Genomic DNA, 18,539 nt, shown 5'->3' on the forward strand with positions numbered 1-18,539 from the left:
TGAAATTTTAAGTAAATTTATTGAAATATTTAATCCACATCTATGAAAAAAATACGGTATTCAATTTTTTCGGCATTGATTGTATTTGTTGCGCTATCCTTTACATTTGAATTCGATTCGACAAATAGTATTTTTAAAAAGCTTAAAAACGATTTTGGTTATGTTCCTTCAGGAAAGGTCAAGTTAAATGATTCAGAACTAACTGTTCAAGCTTTTTATATCGCTAAAACTGTTGTGACAAACGGGGAGTATAAAGTTTTTTTAGATGATTTAATAGCAACTGGTCAAATAGAGAAATACAAACTTGCTAAAATAGATTCAACAGGATGGTACACGGTGCCGAATAATAATTTTGAAAAGCTTGGTGAATCATATCACTTACAAACTGAATATGAATCTTATCCGGTTGTTAACGTAACTAAAGAAGGGGCTACTTTATATTGTGAGTGGTATACTGCAAAAATGAATGAAGGAATACCGAAAGAAGAACACCTCATTTTCCGTTTGCCTCAAAAAGCAGAATGGTTACGCGCGGCAGAAGGTAGTGAGCCGAATAAAATTTATACATGGAATAGTCTTTATCTTAGAAATAACCAAGGCAAATATTTAGCAAACTTTGTTTCTACACCTCAATCGTCAATTACGAGAAATGAAGCAGGTGATTTAGAAATTGTTACGAATCAAGTAAAGTATTTGAGTAAAATCAATACTATGGATGTTATTTCTCCTGCGAAATCATATTATCCTAATGAATTTGACGTGTATAACATGAATGGAAATGTTGCAGAGTTATTGGCTGATCCTAATGAGGTCATTGGAGGTTCATGGTATGATCCAGGTTTTGATATTAAAAATAGAAGTGTAAAAAAATATTCCGGAGCTTCTGCAACCGTAGGATTTAGGATTGTAGCTACAGCAATCAATTAAGAAAATTTTATTTGATCTCGCCTGTATGCGCAGTACTCTTGCTCAATACTCAAAAATACTACTGAAAATTCATTTTTAGTCGTATTTTTGTTCCATGTTAATGCCTTTGAACTTCCCCAAAACGCCCTTAAAGCTCTCCAAAAAAGGAGAGGAGATTTTTGTTTGGGATATTTTCAGAAAGAAGAAACTTTTACTTACACCTGAAGAATGGGTCCGTCAACATGTATTACATTTCTTGATACAACATAAAGAAACTCCAGAACCACTTATCGCCGCGGAATATGCTATTGAAGTTAATAAGATGACACGCCGTTGCGATGGTGTAGTATTCAATCGAGATGGAAAAGCTGTAGCCATTGTTGAATGCAAAGCTCCTCAAATAAAGTTAACAGAAGCTGTACTGCACCAAATTGCACAATACAATTATAAGTTACGTGTTAATTGGCTGATTCTTACCAATGGCTTACACACTATTGTTGCATTTGTAGATCAATCTACAGGAGTAGTTCAATATCACGAAGAGATTCCAAATTATTCAGAATTAATAAAATAAAAAAAGAGCAACATTTCTGCTGCTCCATAATTCTGTACTTTAGTTTTTTTTACGAAAAGACATCAGTCCAAAGAGTACGTATGCTACCGCGAGATTTCATCTCGTGGTTGTTTGTACCTAATCCCAAGTATCTATTTACCTAAATAATTCATCACCTCACTTAAATCAGGTGAGAGAATAATTTCAGTTCTTCTATTTTTGGCTCTTCCAGATGCGGTTGAATTACTTGCTTTAGGATCGTATTCTCCACGTCCTGAAGCAGTCAGCCTTTCCGCACTTATGTCGTGTTGCTCTTGTAATAATCTAACCATTGATGTTGCTCGGGCTACACTTAAATCCCAATTGTCTTTATAAGTTGATGTTTTAATCGGTACATTGTCTGTGTGACCTTCGACCAAGATTTTAAATTCGGTGTTTCTCTTTAAAACATCAGCGAGAACTTTTAAAGCTTGTTTTCCTTTATCTTGAACTTCTGCTTTTCCTGATTTAAACATGAGTTTATCCGACATAGAAACATAAACTTTTCCATCCTTTATTTCTATAGACAACTCATTTGCCTCAAATCCGAGTAATGCTTCACGTAATAATTGGTTTAATCGCTTAGCAATAGAATCTTGACGTGCAATTTCTTTTTCTAGTTCATTTATTCTTCTTTCTCTTTCGGCAAGCGCATTTTCTTTTTCTGTCAAACGACGTTCCTTTTCCTTAATACGTTCATCAAAAAGGTGTCCCTGATTCAAATTATTGGTAATTGCGCCAGAAAAACGTTCGCTTAAGTTCAAATGATCCTCCTGAAGGTTACGGTGTTTTGATTGTAAATCTTCGTAGTTGTTTTCTAATTCATTATATTCACCTACTATTTCTCGATTTTTCTTAATCAAGCTATCGTTTTTGATCTCCAGAGATTGATTGGTCTTAATTAAGTATTCATTCTCCTTTTCTTTAACTTCAACTATTTCACATAGTTCATCTCTTTCGTCTACAACATCTAAAAGGCGATTGCTTCCTTGAATTCCGCCTTCGGGCTTCTCTTCGCCACATTTGTAAATCGGTGCACATGAAGCAACAGAAAAGAGTGTTCCGATAGCTAGTAAAACTATGTTTTTATTTCTCATGGTAATAATTTAGATTTTATCCACATCAAATATAACTGAAATTCAATGGTTACAGATAGAAAAAATGATTTTTTTTAGGGGGTATTCGGTTTTTTATGCTTCCATCTTCTGTGGGACCATAACCAGTATTGTGGATGTTCCTGAATAACGCGTTCTAGGTATTCAGCATGTTTGTCAAGCACATATCCATCTCTTTCTTTGGTGATATCTTCAGAGATAGGGGTGAAACTAACTTCATAAAAACCTCTCTTACGCTTTCTAATTGCACCAAACAAGATAACTTGATTATATTTTTTAGCTAATTTTTCAGCTCCTTTCATCCATCCTGTGTCTTGATTTAAGAAAGTATTCCAATAAGCAGATTTTGGATCTCCAGGCGACTGATCATTGACCATAACACTTAAGACAGGTGGATTTTTTGGTTTTTGCGCAAAGAAACGTGGAATTTCACGCATACTCAACATTTTCATTCCAAACCGTTGACGTGATTTTAGAATCTTTCTGTTGTAAAATCCATTTTTCAAAGGACGATAGGCTGCGATTGTTTGGTGTTTCATTTGTTGCGCTATTCCTACAGCATAATACTCCCAATTGTTGTAGTGACCACATAGTACAATAACATCCTTACCTTGATCAAAATACTTATGCACTTCTTCTGGATTAATCAGTGCACATCGTTCTTGAATGGCTTTATTGGATATGCTTAAAGATTTAGTGCTTTCCACCAGAAAATCTGCAAAGTGTTTATAAAATTTTTTTTCTATGTCAGAACGTGCTTCATTATCCAATTCTGGAAATGAGTTTTTGAGGTTTTCGCGAACAACTTTTTTACGGTAACCAACTATGTAATAAAGGAGTAAGTAAACAAGGTCAGAAATAAAGTAAAGTACCTTGAATGGCAAATGCGATATAGGAATCACAATAACAAAATATACAAGGGCACTAATAAATTTCGACATGCTCAAAAATAATCTTCAAAAATAGTTTTTATCTACTAAAAAAGGCATAACTGACAAGTAAGTTTTTGTAAATTGTTAATTAAAACGTTAATTCATTCTTTTCATCAACAATTGATACAAAGAAAACATGGCCTCTATATCACTGATAAAAACTTTTTCTTGTGGCGAATGAACATGATCTTCTGGCGCACCAATAAAACACCAATCAAATGGTAGGTCAGTATTTTGTAACATTGAACCATCACTTCCACCAGCAGATTCTACTTCAAGTTGATGTTTAATGTTGTTTTCTTTCGCGATTGCTAAAATTTTATTCAAATATGATCTTCTTGGAATGGCTTTGTCTCGCATAGAAATCGCTACTCCACCATTGTGTTGAATTCCATCTGTAACCCAAGTTATGTCTGATATCAACGCCTGACGCACATTGTAATTATCATATAGAAATCTCCCTAAAAAGCCAACAGATCCGCCACCATGCTCTTCATAAGTTGAAAATACAATAGCTCCATTTTCTAAATTTTCAGCCAATGTTAAAGCATTTAATACACCTAAACGATTATCTAAGTAAGGGGTTTGAACATATTCTTCGGTACAATTAAAGTTAGGCTTGAATGACAAGTTCGTTCCTCTATCAATTGTTCGATCAGCAACACACTTTAGTTGTTGTTGTCCTTCATCATTTTCAATAATCATTAACTCAGTCTCAATCTCTCCTTGACTATCCTTCCCAACAAGTTGCATTCCGTCAATGGTTTTGGGACCGCCTATTTTAATAAGGTTGTTGTTATAACCAACGGTAAAACCAATTGTGTCGATATGCGCAAAAACAGCTGTCTTTGGTTTTCCGAAAATTAAAACAATTGCGTCTTGGAAATCATCACCAGTATGAACAGTCACTTCATGTTTCCAGGTGTTTTTGTGTTCATTGATATAGGATAATAGAAATGCTTTAATTTCTCCCTCGTCTCCAGATGTACCTCGGATCGATATAAGTTTTTCTAATAAATCTGGTTTAAAATGTGCCAATTTTTTCAATTTTTAATGATACGAATGTTTCTAATTTCGCCAAAAGTACATCACTAGCTTCAATTTTGATCGCAATTTTTAAATAACAATCATTTTCGAACTTCTGTTGTTGAATCGTTGCATCGCTTTCTTTTACCGTATCCATAATAAGCGGCATATCTGCATAATCAAAATACAGTTCAAAACGGTCCTTAACTACTTCTTCTATGATATTTCCATGCTCAATGGCTTCCTTTGCAGCGGTTCTATAAGCGTTTATTAAACCTCCAACTCCTAATTTTGTTCCGCCATAATAACGAACAACACCTATTAAAACATTTGTTAAGTCAAAAGATTGTATTTGTCCTAAAATAGGAGCTCCTGCGCTGTTGCTTGGTTCTCCATCATCATTAACTCTATAAATGTCCTTCTTAATGCCAAAACGGTACGCATAACATAAGTGCCTGGCTTGATGGTGATCATTCTTCCATTTTGCAAGTAGCTCTTTAGCTTCTTCTTCATCTTCACACTTAATTGCAATTCCAATAAACTTAGAACCTTTTTCTTTGTAGAGACCTTCTGAAGTGCCTTTTAATGTCTTGTATGTTGTCGGTATTTTCAGTATTTTTGGATTTTGCACAAATATAATAAAGTAATCTTTGAATTTAATGAAACTAAGACTTTCCATTTCTCTCTTGTTTTTTGTTCTTCTTTTTGCTTGTCAAAAAAATGAACAATCATGCGCTGATGGAATACTTGATCCAGAAAAAGAAGAAAAGATAGATTGCGGCGGAGTTTGTCCACCGTGTAATTTTACACCTACTGAAGTTTCTAGTTTTTTAACGATGAAAATTAATGGAGTAAAAACAACTTTTGACAATAATACCTTACTTAAATCTCCAGAATTTATTTTATCTTTCAATAATGACACGATTGATGTAAAATTAAATTTCGGGAGTGGAGATTCATTAGGAGCGAGGGCTGTCAATGTTGTATACTCCGAAGCTATTTTTAATCAAGAAGCTTACCCAATACTAAACGACGGAATTGTTGTTTTTTCAGAAGTGAATACAACACAAAATGAATTATCAGGTTTTTTTAAGGCACGGTTTACAACAGGTAATACTTTAGATGATACTTTGCGAATAACTGAAGGAGAGTTTCAAAATATAAAATGGGAATAAAAAATGAATACTAATTTTCAAATCATCATCGGTTTAGGGTTGCTAGGCATAACAGCTTACGATATTGTAATGTCAGGATTTCACTTTAAACATGCCATTTTTATTGGTATTGCTGCGTTAGCAATCGTTTCGGCAATTGCTAAGAAGCAATAAGCGTTAAATTATACATTTTTAGCTTATAAAAAGGTTGATTTGAATCAACTTTATAAACGCTTGAGTTGTTATTCATAAGAGGAGGAAAGAAAAATGAAATTAGAATTAAAACATAATTTACGAAAATTTAACCGGCCATACTTGATCGCGGGTCCATGCAGTGTTGAAAGTGAAAAGCAAATCATGGAAATAGCTAATCAATTGGTTCAGTATAACAAACCAGCATTGCTTCGTGGTGGAATTTGGAAGCCAAGAACACGACCGAATTCATTTGAGGGTGTTGGAGAGTTAGGTTTGCCATGGTTAGTCAATGCAGGGAAAGAGTATGGAATACCTGTAACAACAGAAGTTGCTAATGCAAAACATGTTGACGCTGCTTTAAAGGCAGGTGTTGATGTTTTGTGGATAGGTGCACGTACTACCGTGAATCCTTTCGCTGTGCAGGAAATTGCAGATGCGATTAGAGGGACAGAGATTACTGTCATGGTTAAAAATCCAATTAATCCCGATTTAATGTTGTGGATTGGAGCTTTAGAACGTTTTCAGAAAGTGGGAATTTCCGATTTGATTGCTATTCACCGAGGATTCTCTGTTTATAAACATCCAAAATATAGAAATGCTCCAAATTGGGAGATTCCTATTGCATTAATGGAACAAATGGAAGATATTCCTATAATTTGTGATCCTAGTCATATTGTTGGAAATAGAGATGGCTTGCTGAATGTTTCTCAAAAAGCAATGGATTTGAACTTTGCTGGATTGATGGTTGAAACACATACTGAACCTGATAAGGCTTGGTCGGATGCTCAACAACAAGTAACTCCCAAAAAGTTACAGGAGCTTATCGGGAAACTTATTTTGAGAAAAGAGGATATTCAGCATGATAAAGACTTTATAGCCTTGCAAAGAAAAGAAATTGCAGCTATCGATGACCAAGTGTTTACATTGATGAAGAAAAGAATGGAGATTGTTCGTCAAGTTGGTGATTATAAAAGAGAGAATGAGATAACAATTCTACAAAAAGAACATTGGACACAAATGATAGAGCAACGCCTCAAGCAAGCTGATGAATTAGGGTTGAGTAGAGACTTTATTCGTTTAGTTTTAGATGCAACACATCAAGAGTCTATTCGACATCAAACGAAAGTAATGAACCCCGAGAATGAATAGTTAGGCGATCATTTTAAAAATAAAGTTTCCAATCATTCCAAAAGCTGTGCTTAGAGCACCAATTGTAGCAATTCGAACGATCCATTTAGGTTTTCGGAAATATGCAGAGATCAAAAATATGATTGTTATAATCATTGTGATAACGCCTGGATTTAATAAAAAGGAAGTTAAAACATCGCCTTGAAGTAGCGCCAGAAATGAACGTTGTGTTCCACAGCCAAAACATTCTATTCCTAATGTAGACTTAAATGAACAGGGAAGTAATTGATCTACTTGAATCATAATCAACTAAATAATTCAATCCTTAAAGCGCAAAGCCTGTACCCAAGACAGCCATTGAGCTAATGCCTATAATCACTAAATAGTAAAGCAAAACTATAATGTATAGAGATGATAAGGAAAGTCCTACAATAGCACAGATTTTACCAGCTTTAACTGATTGTATAGAACTCGGATCGTATTTCTGCTCATTTTCTTTAATGAGCTTATTTGCAGAGGAAGCGAGTGATAGAGCAATTATTCCCATGATTATTCCAGGAACCCCATAACAAAAACATCCGGGGATTATTGACAGTATTCCCAGTACAAGTACGCCTGTACTGTTCGGTACCTTTTCTGTTCCTGAGTCAGGAATGTTGATTATTTCTTGATCTATTTCTTCCATTATGAAAAATTTGAAAGGCGAAAATACAATTTTTTGTTATCTTCTATTTTTTAATGTTGAGAAATTAAATTACATGTAGTAATTTTCCTCTCCTAATAACGAAGCACTAAAATATAAAGCATATATCATTAGACTAAAAAAGAAGAGAATTGATAAAATCAGTCCTATCATGGCACAAATCTTACCTGTTTTTAATCGATTCAAGGATTGGGTGTTGTATTGCATTGATGTGGATTTAATTTGTTCTTGGCTTCCTGAAGCTAACGATAATGCAATTATACTTAATATTATACCTAATAATCCGAAAGAAAATGAACCAGGGAAAATAGACAAAATTCCTAAAACAAGAATTATTTTGCTGTTTGGAGCTTGCTTAAGCGTGTCCTGATGTTTCTCCGTTGTGTTTGCTTTGTGATTGTCCATGTCTTCTTTTTTTGCAAAAGATATGGATTTTCTTCTGATCTGTTGAGGTTGGCGTATTGAACCTGTAAAAAATGACATAATATTCTTTCGTTGACCAGATTGTTAAATTCGGAACGCAATCACACCGTTTTTCAACTTAAACTCATTATATTTGCGGGAGTTCATTATGACGAAATTATGGAGAAAATAGCACCTTATAAAACAAAAAATAAAGTTAGAATTGTTACAGCAGCCTCGCTTTTTGATGGGCATGATGCAGCAATTAATGTGATGCGTAGAATCATTCAAGCTTCAGGCTGTGAGGTGATTCATCTTGGACACGATAGGAGTGTGGATGAGGTTGTAAACTGTGCAATTCAGGAAGATGTGCAGGCCATTGCAATGACTTCTTATCAAGGAGGACATACAGAATACTTAAAATACATGTATGATTTACTCCAAGAAAGAGGAGCACCACAAATTAAAATTTTCGCAGGTGGAGGAGGAACAATTCTCCCTGAAGAGATTAAAGAATTGGAAGCTTACGGAATTGAGCGTATTTATCATCCAGATGATGGTCGTGAAATGGGACTTCAAGGAATGATCAATGATTTAATCGAAAAATCTGATTTTCCTGTTGGAGAAAATGTAAAAGTAGATCCGAAAACATTAAAGGATAAAAAAGATGCCGATATCGCTAAAGTAATTTCTGCTGCCGAAAATTTCCCAGAGGAATCTAAAGCACTATTGGATGAAATGCACGAATTAGCGGAGAAATCAAAAGTTCCTGTTCTCGGAATTACGGGAACTGGTGGAGCTGGAAAGTCTTCATTGGTTGATGAATTGGTGCGTCGTTTTCTAACTGATTTTGATGACAAACAAATCGCAGTAGTTTCTGTGGATCCTTCGAAAAGAAAAACTGGAGGAGCTTTACTTGGAGACCGTATTCGTATGAATTCAATTTCAAGTGATCGTGTTTATATGCGCTCTCTGGCGACAAGACAATCTAATTTAGCATTGTCGAAATACGTTGCAGAAGCTTTATTGGTGCTGAAAGCCGCAGAATATGATTTAATTATTCTCGAAACTTCTGGAATTGGTCAGTCAGACACTGAAATTATGGACCACTCTGATGCAAGTTTGTATGTGATGACGCCAGAATATGGTGCAGCTACACAACTTGAGAAAATCGATATGCTTGATTTTGCAGATGTGATTGCACTTAATAAATTTGATAAACGTGGAGCTTTAGATGCTTTGAGAGATGTACGTAAGCAATACCAAAGAAATCACGTTCGCTTTGATGATGCAGTAGATGATATGCCAGTTTACGGAACAATTGCGTCGCAGTTCAACGATCCTGGAATGAATCAATTGTACAAAGTACTTTTGGAAACCTTAAATGAAAAAGCGGGAGCTAATTTAGAATCTACTTTTGAAATCACTGATGAAATGTCGGAGAAGGTTTTTGTTATTCCACCGGAAAGAACACGTTATTTATCTGAGATTTCTGAAAGCAATAGAAATTATGATCGCTGGGTTGAAAATCAGGTGGCAGTAGCCGATAAATTATATGGAATTCAAAAATCAATTGATACCATTTCTGAAAGTGAGATGGAAGATAAAGATCGTTTGATAAAAGGATTAACGGAGACTTTTGAAAAACTTAAAATGGACTTGAACCCTCACAATTGGGAGGCTATCGAGTCTTGGGGTGATAAAGTTCAGAAATATAAAGATCCTGTTTTTACATTTAAAGTACGTGACAAAGAATTAAAGATTCAAACACATACAGAATCGCTTTCTCACTTACAAATTCCAAAAATAGCTTTGCCAAAATATTCTTCTTGGGGAGATATTTTAAAATGGTTATTGCAAGAAAATGTACCAGGAGAATTTCCATACACAGCAGGATTATTCCCTTTCAAAAGAGAAGGAGAGGACCCAACAAGAATGTTTGCTGGAGAGGGAGGTCCAGAACGTACAAATAAACGTTTCCATTACGTGAGTTTAGGAATGCCAGCAAAAAGACTTTCAACAGCTTTTGACTCGGTAACGCTTTACGGAAATGATCCAGCAGATCGTCCAGATATTTACGGTAAAATTGGAAATTCAGGGGTTTCTATCTGTTGTTTAGATGATGCTAAAAAACTGTATTCTGGTTTTGATTTAAGTGACCCGAAAACATCGGTTTCTATGACCATTAACGGTCCAGCGCCAATGTTGTTGGGTTACTTTATGAACGCAGCCATAGATCAGGCTTGTGAGAAATACATTAAAGCCAATGGACTCGAAAAAGAAGTACAAACAAAAATTAAATCAATCTTTGCTGAAAAAGGAACAGAGCAACCTGTTTATCAAGGTGACTTACCTGAAGGAAACGATGGTTTAGGATTGATGTTGTTAGGATTAACTGGTGATCAGGTTCTTCCAGCTGACGTTTATGCACAAATTAAAGCAGAAACACTTGCAGTGGTTCGTGGAACAGTTCAGGCAGATATTCTGAAAGAAGATCAAGCACAAAACACATGTATTTTCTCTACAGAATTTGCTTTGCGTTTAATGGGAGATGTTCAGGAATACTTTATCGAAAAGAAAGTACGTAACTTCTATTCAGTTTCTATTTCTGGATACCATATTTCTGAGGCTGGAGCCAATCCAATTACACAATTAGCTTTAACGCTCTCTAATGGGTTTACTTACGTTGAGTATTACTTAAGTAGAGGAATGGACATCAATAAATTTGGTCCCAATCTTTCTTTCTTTTTCTCCAATGGAATTGATCCAGAATATGCGGTTATCGGAAGGGTGGCTAGAAGAATTTGGGCGAAAGCGATGCGTGAGAAATACGGAGCAAACAAAAGAGCTCAAATGTTGAAGTACCACATTCAAACTTCTGGACGTTCTTTACACGCTCAGGAAATTGATTTCAACGATATTCGTACGACGCTTCAAGCACTTTATGCAATTTATGACAACTGTAATTCATTGCATACAAATGCTTACGACGAAGCGATTACCACGCCAACAGAGAATTCAGTGCGAAGAGCAATGGCAATTCAGCTCATCATCAATAAAGAATTAGGTTTAGCGAAAAACGAAAACCCAATCCAAGGATCTTTCATTATTGAAGAATTAACCGATTTAGTTGAAGAAGCTGTATTGACAGAGTTTGACAGAATTACGGAAAGAGGAGGTGTACTTGGTGCAATGGAAACAATGTATCAACGTTCTAAGATTCAGGAAGAATCATTGCACTATGAGACCTTGAAACACACTGGAGAATTCCCAATTATTGGAGTGAATACTTTCAAAAGTTCACAAGGTTCGCCAACGATTGTTCCTAAAGAAGTAATTCGTGCAACGGAAGAAGAAAAACAATACCAGATTAAGATGGTAAAAGAACTGCAAGAAGCAAGAAAAGACGAGTCAGAAAAATGGCTCAACATTCTTCAAGAAGCGGCAGTCAACAATGAAAATATGTTTGATAAATTAATGGAAGCAAGTAAATATTGTTCTTTAGGGCAAATTACCAATGCTTTGTTTAATGTCGGAGGACAGTACAGAAGAAATATGTAAGGTTCTATAATTTATTTTTTTAAACGTAGCGACGTAAGATTGAGCGTCGCTACGTTAAAAAATAAATCAAATGAAATGGTGCCAATTACAGAGGATTGATCTTTAAGGAATACGCTGAAATGGAGTACGTATTTATACGTCAGATTTTCATAAATTAATTAGAGTGTTCTAAAAAATACGTTTTCTTGTTTTTATTGATAGAGATTAGCTGTTTTAACGAAAATCGATCGTCTTTACATAGATTTTAAAAAAGACCAACCTAATGCAATATTTATTTCTAAAATGAAATTCAAAAAATAATTGTTTTATAACTTCTCACTTACTATCTTTGTAAGCAGTCGTATTTATTTATGGAAGATATTCAAAAAGTAATAACAGAAATTGAAATGAAGGTCGCTAAAATGCGTTCATCATTGAGAAGTGTAAATGCTGAGAATACAAAGCTTCAGGCAGAAGTTTTACGTTTAAATGAAAAACTTTCAGCTCGAGAAACTGAAGTTTTGGAATTTAAATCAAAATACGATCAATTAAAAGCGCATCAAGAACAGAATCATGTTGAGCAAGATTATCAACAGGATAAAAATGTTCAAATTGATGCATTAGTAAGGGAAATAGATGACTGTATAAGTCGATTGAAAGCATAATTTGAAAATGGGTAAATTGTCAATAAAAATAGTTATTGCAGGACGTAACTATCCGCTGACCATCAATGAAGGTGAGGAGGAGTTCGTTCGCAAGGCTGTGGAAGACATTAACACTAATATTCAAAAGCTTCAAGAGAGTTATGCAGTAAAAGATATGCAAGATTTATTAGCGATGACTTCATTGCAATTGGCCACGCGTTCAAAACCATCACCCCAATCGGGAGATGCAGGTTTAGAAAAAGAAAAAATTCTTTCGGCGCTACAATTGCTTTCCAATAGCATTGAAGAGTAGTTTAATACGTCTTGTTTTTTAATAAATGTTTCCCACATTATGAGTGTTGTATTCACTTATTATTGTGGGATTTTTAATTTTAATAAATATGGAGATGATTATAGGTTCAGGTATAGGTTTAATCGTTGGGGTTATACTTGCTTTAATAGTGCAGAATGTGCTGCTCAAGAAACGAAAAGAGCAGATTTTAAAAGAAGCCGAGAATGAAGGTGAGTCAATTAAAAAAGATAAAATCATTCAGGCCAAAGAGAAGTTTTTACACTTAAAAGAAAATCACGAAAAGAAAATCAAAGATCGTGAACGCAAACTTCAGTCAGCTGAAGACAGAACAAAAGCAAAAGAGAAAAACTTGTCGAAGAAAATCGAAGAAATCAATCGTAAGGAAAAGTCAATAGATGGTAAAAGAAAAACACTAGATGAAAAAATCCAACTTAACTTGACAAAACAGGAAGAGTTGGAGAAGATACAAGATCGTCGTGTTTTAGAGCTTTCTAAAATTTCTGGAATGGACGTTGAAGAAGCGAAAAAACAATTGATGGAGGCTTTAAAAGACGAGGCCAGAACAGATGCAATGGCTCACATAAAAGATATTGTAGAAGAAGCGAAATTAAATGCTAATCGCGAAGCTAAAAAAATTATCATTCAGTCTATTCAACGTGTTGCGCATGAGCAAACTGTTGAAAATGCAGTTTCTGTATTCAATATTGATTCGGATGAAGTTAAAGGAAGGATAATTGGTCGTGAAGGTCGAAATATCCGTGCCTTAGAATCGGCAACAGGTGTGGAAATTGTTGTTGATGATACGCCAGAAGCGATTTTATTGTCATGTTTTGATCCTGTAAGAAGAGAAATCGCTCGTTTGTCAATGCACCAATTGGTTTCTGATGGAAGAATTCATCCAGCCCGAATTGAGGAGGTTGTTGCTAAAACTAAAAAATCGCTCGATGAAGAAATTGCCGAAACAGGAAGAAGAACTTGTATTGATTTAGGAATACATGGATTACACCCGAATTTATTAAAAATGGTGGGTAGGATGAAATACCGTTCTTCATACGGTCAGAACTTATTACAACACAGTAGAGAGGTAGCTAATATCTGTGCGATAATGGCGTCGGAATTAGGATTGAATGTCAAATTAGCAAAACGAGCAGGGTTACTGCACGATATTGGTAAAGTACCAGAAGATGAGCCTGAATTGCCGCACGCAATTTTAGGGATGAAGATTGCAGAGAAATTTGGAGAAAAGCCAGATGTTTGTAATGCAATTGGTGCTCACCATGATGAAATTGAAATGAATACCATGATCTCTCCACTTGTTCAAGTAGCTGATGCTATTTCTGGTGCAAGACCTGGTGCGAGACGTGAAGTGGTTGAATCTTATATAAATAGAATTAAAGAATTAGAAAATCATGCGCTTTCTTATGATGGTGTAATTAAAGCCTATGCCATTCAAGCAGGTAGAGAATTACGTGTGATGGTTGAAAGTGAAAAGGTTTCGGATTTAAAAGCTGATGAACTTTCATTTGCTATCTCACAAAAGATTCAAACCGAAATGACTTATCCTGGTCAGGTTAAAGTAACTCTTATTCGAGAGCGTAGATCAGTGAATTACGCGAAGTAATGTAATCATTTACTTCTCTAATAAAGAAGCGAATTGTCCTTTGGACAAGATTTAATGAGTATTTCAAAACCTCTTTTCTAGGTAACCGGAAAAGAGGTTTTTTTTTGAACAATACTGTGTGCTTATGTATTTTCTCACCAATGGCTTGGAGGGATAGGAAGACTAGTTTATTTCTGTAATTCTACCATTATTTAAACATTTATGCCTTTTAACCCGGATTATTCATGCATTTAATTTTAAATCTATTCTAGGCACAAGACCTAAAGTAATATATGTATATTTCGCGGGGCTTGTAACGACGAATAGATCAAAATTAAATCAAAATCTTACAAATACACAAATACCCAAAATTGGGTTTCTCAAATTTTACAGGAAATACAGTTAAAATACTGACTTACAAATGTTGATATTCTTAAACTTTAAGATTGGTGAATAATTCGGGTTAATTGTATTATTTTTGAATTAGACAGTTGTATGTAGTAAATTGCGGATGATTAATGCAAATAGAATATGAGATATTTTCAAATAATTTTAGTTTTTGTCGTGATTTCAAGCTTGTCAGAAGTACAAGCTCAAGAAGATAAAAAGTACGTTAAAAAGCAAGGTAAATACTTAGGCTTATCCAAACCATTAACAGAACTGCCTCAAATTTTTGACGAACAATCAACTGTTTATTATAATGACGAAGCAAAGGTGAGGGAAAATAGGGTTCGCCCCGAATATGTTGACTCTACGGCTTTACCTAAAAAGTTTGACCCACTAGTTTCTTTTAATTTTCAAAAATCATTAGGTTCAGCCGAACGCTCAAGAGGTGAGATTCAGATACTTCAAAATTTTGAGGGTATGCGTGGGGCTTTTCCTCCAGATCCTTCTGGTGCTGTGAGTGATCAATATTATGTTCAAGCAGTTAATACTGTATATCGCGTATATGATTTGAATGGAAATCCATTAACAGGCATTATTCAATTAAAAGATTTATGGCCAGGCTCTAGAAATTCAGGAGATCCGATTGTTTTGTACGACCGACATGCTGAACGATTTATGGTGACCCAATTTCAAACGGGATCAAATGAGATTTTAATTGCAATTTCAAAAACAGCAGACCCAACTGGAGCTTATCATCTTTATTCATTTTCTTTTTCAAGTTTTCCTGATTATCCAAAGTATTCTATTTGGTCAGATGGGTATTATATGACCTCAAATACTGTTGGAAAAGGTGTTGTAGCATTTGAACGAGATAAAATGTTAGTAGGTGATACCAGTGCGTCGCTCATCAAAATGGATTTACCTAATTTTGCCACACAATACGGCTTTAATAGTGTGCTGCCTGCTGATGCTGATGGAGATTTGCCGCCTTATGGAACACCAATCAGTTTATTTCTTTTTCAAGATGATTCTTGGAGTAGTTTCATTACAAATGATCATATAAAGGTACTAAAAATGAATATTGATTGGAATGTGCCATCAAATTCTGCTATTTTCATTGATCAGGAAATAAACACAGCTCCATTTAATGCTGTTTTTACTAATTCCTGGAATGATATTGAGCAGAAAGGTACGTCTCAAAAATTAGACGCAATTGCATCAATCTTTAATTATCGAGCGCAATACTTGAAATGGCCTACTCATAATTCAATTTTATTATGTAATGTCGTTGATATCGATGATCAAAATACAGCTGGAATAAGATGGTATGAATTAAGACAAGCTTCAGATACAGATGATTGGACGATTTATCAGCAAGGTACATATGCAATAAATGATGGTAATAGTCGCTTCTTAGGAAGTATTGCAATGGACTATAATGGTCATATAGGAATGGGATATTCTGTTTCAGGTCCAACAGAATATCCAGGATTAGCTGCAACAGGTCGGTTCTCAGGAGATGAACTTGGAAAGTTTACTTTTTCTGAAACTTGGGCTCAAAAAGGAGAGGCTTTTCAAACAGGAGGGAACCGTTATGGTGACTATGCACAAATGACTTTGTCTCCTGATGGACAAGAGTTTTGGTATACAGGTGAATATATTGCCAAAAACGGAAATTACTTTGCCAGAAAAACAAAAATATTTTCATTTAACTTAAATGAACAATTGGATCTTGAAAGTAAAGATATAAAGGCTGAAGCCACATTAACATATATTCAAAATAACGAATGGCTTACTGTTAAAGGAGAAAACATGCCGATAGCTGAAAAGATGTTTGTTGACTTATTCGAAATTAGTGGAAAACATTTGAGTAGGCAAAATACATCATCATTTGAAGGGCAAATTAATGTAGCGTTTAATACTACTCAATTATCTCCAGGAATTTACCTTGTTAGGGTTGGAAAGGATAACTTTATGAGAACAATGAAAGTACGCGTAAAATAGTTATTGAATGTGTTTCAAGATTAATCACTTTTGCTTTTAATCTTTTCCCATGTTGAATACATTGATTCTTGTTTAGGTCGATCGGCTTCCTCCTCTCTCAATGGATCGCATGGTTTTAGCGTATCATAACATTCTTGAGGTAGGGCTTGGTAAAGCGCTGTTCCTTTTGTTTTCCAATCAATCATCTCTTGACTCACTTTTTTTATAACCTTTCCAGGATTACCAACAACCAAGCTTCTTTTAGGTATATTTGATTTCGCAGGAATAAAACTTAACGCACCAATGATGCACTCTTCTTCAATAACAGTGTCATCCATAACTACAGTGTTCATTCCAATCAAAGTATTTCGCCCAATTTCACCACCATGAATGATTGCTCCATGACCAATATGTGCGCTTTCATGCAAAACAACAGTCGTTCCAGGAAACATGTGAATGGTACAATTCTCTTGAACATTACACCCGTCTTTTATGATAATTTTACCCCAATCACCACGAACAGCAGCTCCTGGACCGATGTAGACGTTTTTTCCGATGATCACATTACCAGTTACCGTAGCATTTTCATGTACAAAGCTTGATGGGTGGATAACTGGTTTGAAACCATTAAATTCAAAAATATTTGCCATTTTTTAACTGTTTATTACAACTTTTTAGTGTTTATCTTCGTTATATAAAACGATGAGCTATTGCGAATTTACAAAAGATTTAAAACAAAATCATTTAGATAAAAAATATCATGATTTTTATTACGGATATCCTGTTGAATCTGATGATGAATTGTTTGGTAGATTGATTTTAGAAATTAACCAAGCTGGATTAAATTGGTCTTTGATATTGAATAAAGAAGAAAACTTCAGAAAAGCTTTTGATAATTTTAGTATTGCTAGTGTTGCACAGTTTGATGAACAAAAAATTACCGAGTTGATGAACAACAAAGGTATCATCAGAAATAGAAGGAAAATTGAAGCAGTTATTTTTAATGCTAAAAAAATACTTATTATTCAAGAAAAATTTGGTAGCTTTAATAATTGGTTAACACAATATGTTGGTTTTTCATTGAAAGAATGGACCAAGTTGTTTAAGAAAAATTTTAAATTTACAGGGGAGAAAATTGTTGAAGAGTTTTTAATGAGTACAGGATATGTTAAAGGTGCCCACGATAAAAATTGTCCTGTATACGATGAAATATTAAAATGTAACCCACAATGGAAAAGAAACGCATAAAAACACTTTTAATTTTAATTTTTGGATTTTTATCAACCCAAACAATCGCACAACATTCTATAGGTGGTGGTGTGAGTTCGTTTCATGGATTAAATTTGCCTATTGATCGGATTGGGATTAATGTATTTGCTGAAATTCCGCGATCACCAAATAATACCTTCTTTATTCGTGGTGCCTATATGTTTCCACATAAGAATCAAAGAATTGATCAGGTATCCGCAAAGCCAGGAATAACACCAAGTATAGCTGATGCAAAATTGATAACTAAAACCTCTTATTTTGCTGTTGATGGTGGTTCTCGATTATACTTCTTTAACGAATATGATATAGGATTAGGCTTTTTTGCTGGTGGACATTTAAAAGGAATTTTAAGTTCTTATGGATCGAAATATAGAATGGATTCAGGATTAGATATAGATGATTATCAGACAAGCACTTATCCACCGCAAGACTTGAATAGTTCAGATGCGCAATATTCTTTATTGTTTGCTTTCGGTGGAACAATAGGAGCAAAGTATCAACTTCCAATGGGGGGGGCATTGATGTTTGATATAGGATTAGATGTTATTTCTAGACTTTATGACCCAGCACTTATTTTAGGAAATGAAATATCACCCATTTCTTTCTCATTTAACTTAGGCTATCGATTTGACTTCTATTAACTTGAAAAG

The 18,539-nt window shown here is 34.7% G+C and carries 20 protein-coding genes; 12 read left to right on the forward strand and 8 right to left on the reverse strand.

Going from position 1 to position 18,539, the window contains the following annotated elements:
* The first annotated feature begins 42 nt into the window (after positions 1 to 42).
* Together CW751_RS08430 and CW751_RS08435 are read left to right on the forward strand one after the other, a co-directional pair.
* Positions 43 to 927: a formylglycine-generating enzyme family protein gene (locus CW751_RS08430; protein ID WP_101334569.1), complete on the forward strand. Its 885-nt coding sequence runs from the start codon at positions 43 to 45 to the stop codon at positions 925 to 927.
* 94 nt (positions 928 to 1,021) lie between these two features.
* Positions 1,022 to 1,480 carry a type I restriction enzyme HsdR N-terminal domain-containing protein gene (locus CW751_RS08435; RefSeq protein WP_101334570.1) on the forward strand — a complete coding sequence of 153 codons (459 nt, stop codon included), beginning with the start codon at positions 1,022 to 1,024 and terminating at the stop codon, positions 1,478 to 1,480.
* A gap of 131 nt (positions 1,481 to 1,611) precedes the next feature.
* On the opposite strand, the gene CW751_RS08440 is transcribed toward CW751_RS08435, so the two are convergent.
* The 4 genes from CW751_RS08440 to CW751_RS08455 all read right to left on the reverse strand — a co-directional run bounded on the left by CW751_RS08440 (position 1,612) and on the right by CW751_RS08455 (position 5,250).
* Positions 1,612 to 2,595, reverse strand: a complete 984-nt coding sequence (locus CW751_RS08440; RefSeq protein WP_101334571.1) for an OmpA/MotB family protein — start codon at positions 2,593 to 2,595, stop codon at positions 1,612 to 1,614.
* 74 nt (positions 2,596 to 2,669) lie between these two features.
* Positions 2,670 to 3,554 carry a lysophospholipid acyltransferase family protein gene (locus CW751_RS08445; RefSeq protein ID WP_101334572.1) on the reverse strand — a complete coding sequence of 295 codons (885 nt, stop codon included), beginning with the start codon at positions 3,552 to 3,554 and terminating at the stop codon, positions 2,670 to 2,672.
* A gap of 87 nt (positions 3,555 to 3,641) precedes the next feature.
* Positions 3,642 to 4,583 carry a M20/M25/M40 family metallo-hydrolase gene (locus tag CW751_RS08450; RefSeq protein ID WP_101334628.1) on the reverse strand — a complete coding sequence of 314 codons (942 nt, stop codon included), beginning with the start codon at positions 4,581 to 4,583 and terminating at the stop codon, positions 3,642 to 3,644.
* Positions 4,570 to 5,250, reverse strand: coding sequence for an IMPACT family protein (locus tag CW751_RS08455; RefSeq protein WP_165779263.1), 681 nt, complete (start codon positions 5,248 to 5,250; stop codon positions 4,570 to 4,572). The genes CW751_RS08450 and CW751_RS08455 overlap by 14 nt, the downstream gene beginning before the upstream one ends.
* Here CW751_RS08455 and CW751_RS08460 point away from each other — a divergent pair.
* The 3 genes from CW751_RS08460 (at position 5,231) to CW751_RS08465 (ending at position 7,069) form a co-directional block, all read left to right on the forward strand.
* Positions 5,231 to 5,746, forward strand: a complete 516-nt coding sequence (locus CW751_RS08460; RefSeq protein WP_133122173.1) for a hypothetical protein — start codon at positions 5,231 to 5,233, stop codon at positions 5,744 to 5,746. The genes CW751_RS08455 and CW751_RS08460 overlap by 20 nt on opposite strands.
* A gap of 3 nt (positions 5,747 to 5,749) precedes the next feature.
* The gene (locus CW751_RS15410; RefSeq protein WP_165779264.1) at positions 5,750 to 5,899 is read left to right on the forward strand and encodes a hypothetical protein; all 150 of its coding nucleotides are present in this window, start codon (positions 5,750 to 5,752) and stop codon (positions 5,897 to 5,899) included.
* Positions 5,900 to 5,992: 93 nt separating this feature from the next.
* Complete coding sequence (locus tag CW751_RS08465; protein ID WP_101334574.1) at positions 5,993 to 7,069, forward strand: chorismate mutase; 1,077 nt, start codon at positions 5,993 to 5,995, stop codon at positions 7,067 to 7,069.
* On the opposite strand, the gene CW751_RS08470 is transcribed toward CW751_RS08465, so the two are convergent.
* The 3 genes from CW751_RS08470 to CW751_RS08480 form a co-directional block, all read right to left on the reverse strand.
* Positions 7,070 to 7,351: a DUF2752 domain-containing protein gene (locus tag CW751_RS08470; RefSeq protein ID WP_101334575.1), complete on the reverse strand. Its 282-nt coding sequence runs from the start codon at positions 7,349 to 7,351 to the stop codon at positions 7,070 to 7,072. It lies immediately after the preceding gene.
* Positions 7,352 to 7,373: 22 nt separating this feature from the next.
* On the reverse strand, positions 7,374 to 7,733 hold the full coding sequence (locus CW751_RS08475) for a CCC motif membrane protein (RefSeq protein WP_101334576.1): 360 nt from the start codon (positions 7,731 to 7,733) through the stop codon (positions 7,374 to 7,376).
* A gap of 69 nt (positions 7,734 to 7,802) precedes the next feature.
* Positions 7,803 to 8,234, reverse strand: a complete 432-nt coding sequence (locus tag CW751_RS08480; RefSeq protein ID WP_101334577.1) for a DUF4190 domain-containing protein — start codon at positions 8,232 to 8,234, stop codon at positions 7,803 to 7,805.
* A 99-nt stretch (positions 8,235 to 8,333) separates the two neighbouring features.
* On the opposite strand from CW751_RS08480, the gene CW751_RS08485 reads away from it, so the two are divergent.
* From CW751_RS08485 to CW751_RS08505, 5 genes are all read left to right on the forward strand, one after another.
* Entirely contained in the window at positions 8,334 to 11,714 is a 3,381-nt protein-coding gene (locus CW751_RS08485) for a methylmalonyl-CoA mutase family protein (protein ID WP_101334578.1), read from the forward strand.
* A 350-nt stretch (positions 11,715 to 12,064) separates the two neighbouring features.
* Positions 12,065 to 12,358, forward strand: a complete 294-nt coding sequence (locus CW751_RS08490) for a hypothetical protein (RefSeq protein ID WP_101334579.1) — start codon at positions 12,065 to 12,067, stop codon at positions 12,356 to 12,358.
* Positions 12,359 to 12,374: 16 nt separating this feature from the next.
* A complete protein-coding gene (locus tag CW751_RS08495) occupies positions 12,375 to 12,650 on the forward strand; it encodes a cell division protein ZapA (protein ID WP_205677805.1) in 276 nt (91 codons plus the stop codon).
* Between the two features lie 88 nt (positions 12,651 to 12,738).
* Positions 12,739 to 14,271, forward strand: coding sequence for a ribonuclease Y (gene rny, locus CW751_RS08500; protein WP_101334581.1), 1,533 nt, complete (start codon positions 12,739 to 12,741; stop codon positions 14,269 to 14,271).
* 510 nt (positions 14,272 to 14,781) lie between these two features.
* Positions 14,782 to 16,641 carry a T9SS type A sorting domain-containing protein gene (locus CW751_RS08505; RefSeq protein ID WP_101334582.1) on the forward strand — a complete coding sequence of 620 codons (1,860 nt, stop codon included), beginning with the start codon at positions 14,782 to 14,784 and terminating at the stop codon, positions 16,639 to 16,641.
* A gap of 20 nt (positions 16,642 to 16,661) precedes the next feature.
* On the opposite strand, the gene CW751_RS08510 is transcribed toward CW751_RS08505, so the two are convergent.
* Positions 16,662 to 17,270 carry an acyltransferase gene (locus CW751_RS08510; RefSeq protein WP_101334583.1) on the reverse strand — a complete coding sequence of 203 codons (609 nt, stop codon included), beginning with the start codon at positions 17,268 to 17,270 and terminating at the stop codon, positions 16,662 to 16,664.
* A 52-nt stretch (positions 17,271 to 17,322) separates the two neighbouring features.
* Between CW751_RS08510 and CW751_RS08515 the strand changes: the two genes are divergently transcribed.
* Together CW751_RS08515 and CW751_RS08520 are read left to right on the forward strand one after the other, a co-directional pair.
* Positions 17,323 to 17,868: a DNA-3-methyladenine glycosylase I gene (locus CW751_RS08515; RefSeq protein ID WP_101334584.1), complete on the forward strand. Its 546-nt coding sequence runs from the start codon at positions 17,323 to 17,325 to the stop codon at positions 17,866 to 17,868.
* Entirely contained in the window at positions 17,850 to 18,530 is a 681-nt protein-coding gene (locus CW751_RS08520) for a hypothetical protein (protein WP_101334585.1), read from the forward strand. Before CW751_RS08515 ends, CW751_RS08520 begins: the two co-directional genes overlap by 19 nt.
* The last annotated feature ends 9 nt before the right edge of the window (positions 18,531 to 18,539 follow it).

The organism is Brumimicrobium salinarum (genome assembly GCF_002844555.1).
GTDB classification, from domain to species: Bacteria; Bacteroidota; Bacteroidia; order Flavobacteriales_D; family Crocinitomicaceae; genus Brumimicrobium; species Brumimicrobium salinarum.

Bases quoted from the DNA above. Each gene is read 5' to 3' on its own strand.
- rny (WP_101334581.1), top strand. From the start codon at position 12,739: ATGGAGATGATTATAGGTTCAGGTATAGGTTTAATCGTTGGGGTTATA.
- CW751_RS08465 (WP_101334574.1), top strand. From the start codon at position 5,993: ATGAAATTAGAATTAAAACATAATTTACGAAAATTTAACCGGCCATAC.
- CW751_RS08485 (WP_101334578.1), top strand. From the start codon at position 8,334: ATGGAGAAAATAGCACCTTATAAAACAAAAAATAAAGTTAGAATTGTT.
- CW751_RS08480 (WP_101334577.1), bottom strand. From the start codon at position 8,234: ATGTCATTTTTTACAGGTTCAATACGCCAACCTCAACAGATCAGAAGA.
- CW751_RS08430 (WP_101334569.1), top strand. From the start codon at position 43: ATGAAAAAAATACGGTATTCAATTTTTTCGGCATTGATTGTATTTGTT.
- CW751_RS08520 (WP_101334585.1), top strand. From the start codon at position 17,850: ATGGAAAAGAAACGCATAAAAACACTTTTAATTTTAATTTTTGGATTT.
- CW751_RS08435 (WP_101334570.1), top strand. From the start codon at position 1,022: ATGTTAATGCCTTTGAACTTCCCCAAAACGCCCTTAAAGCTCTCCAAA.
- CW751_RS08510 (WP_101334583.1), bottom strand. From the start codon at position 17,270: ATGGCAAATATTTTTGAATTTAATGGTTTCAAACCAGTTATCCACCCA.
- CW751_RS08460 (WP_133122173.1), top strand. From the start codon at position 5,231: ATGAAACTAAGACTTTCCATTTCTCTCTTGTTTTTTGTTCTTCTTTTT.
- CW751_RS08470 (WP_101334575.1), bottom strand. From the start codon at position 7,351: ATGATTCAAGTAGATCAATTACTTCCCTGTTCATTTAAGTCTACATTA.
- CW751_RS08455 (WP_165779263.1), bottom strand. From the start codon at position 5,250: ATGGAAAGTCTTAGTTTCATTAAATTCAAAGATTACTTTATTATATTT.
- CW751_RS08445 (WP_101334572.1), bottom strand. From the start codon at position 3,554: ATGTCGAAATTTATTAGTGCCCTTGTATATTTTGTTATTGTGATTCCT.
- CW751_RS08440 (WP_101334571.1), bottom strand. From the start codon at position 2,595: ATGAGAAATAAAAACATAGTTTTACTAGCTATCGGAACACTCTTTTCT.
- CW751_RS08505 (WP_101334582.1), top strand. From the start codon at position 14,782: ATGAGATATTTTCAAATAATTTTAGTTTTTGTCGTGATTTCAAGCTTG.
- CW751_RS15410 (WP_165779264.1), top strand. From the start codon at position 5,750: ATGAATACTAATTTTCAAATCATCATCGGTTTAGGGTTGCTAGGCATA.
- CW751_RS08490 (WP_101334579.1), top strand. From the start codon at position 12,065: ATGGAAGATATTCAAAAAGTAATAACAGAAATTGAAATGAAGGTCGCT.
- CW751_RS08515 (WP_101334584.1), top strand. From the start codon at position 17,323: ATGAGCTATTGCGAATTTACAAAAGATTTAAAACAAAATCATTTAGAT.
- CW751_RS08475 (WP_101334576.1), bottom strand. From the start codon at position 7,733: ATGGAAGAAATAGATCAAGAAATAATCAACATTCCTGACTCAGGAACA.